The sequence below is a fragment of the Neisseria sp. P0021.S006 genome, from assembly GCF_051956895.1.
This window is the reverse complement of record NZ_JBQCWZ010000893.1, coordinates 1-594: the sequence shown is the minus strand read 5'-3', so window position 1 is coordinate 594 and position 594 is coordinate 1. Positions and strand designations below refer to the sequence as shown.

At 52.2% G+C, this 594-nt stretch carries 1 pseudogene; it reads left to right on the top strand.

From position 1 onward, the window contains the following. Positions 1 to 594 (top strand): annotated as a pseudogene (locus tag ACTHUM_RS17750) (polyribonucleotide nucleotidyltransferase); the annotation flags it as partial.

Genomic DNA, 594 nt, shown 5'->3' with positions numbered 1-594 from the left:
GGCGAAACCCAAGCTTTGGCGGTTGCAACTTTGGGCACTTCACGCGACGAGCAGATCATTGATGCACTGTCCGGCGAATACACCGACCGCTTCATGCTGCACTACAACTTTCCACCATACTCTACCGGTGAAGTGGGTCGCGTAGGTGCGCCAAAACGTCGTGAAATCGGTCACGGCCGCTTGGCTAAACGTGCATTGTTGGCCGTATTGCCGGAACCTGAAGATTTCAGCTACACCATGCGCGTGGTTTCTGAAATTACCGAATCCAATGGCTCTTCCTCTATGGCTTCCGTCTGCGGCGGCTGCCTGAGCCTGTTGTCTGCCGGTGTGCCTTTGAAAGCACACGTTGCCGGTATCGCCATGGGTCTGATTTTGGACAACAACAAATTTGCCGTCCTGACCGACATCTTGGGTGACGAAGACCACTTGGGCGATATGGACTTTAAAGTAGCCGGTACAACCGAAGGTGTGACCGCACTGCAAATGGACATCAAAATCCAAGGTATTACCAAAGAAATCATGCAAATCGCTTTGGCTCAAGCCAAAGAAGCACGTTTGCACATCTTGGATCAGATGAAAGCCGCTGTTGCAGGC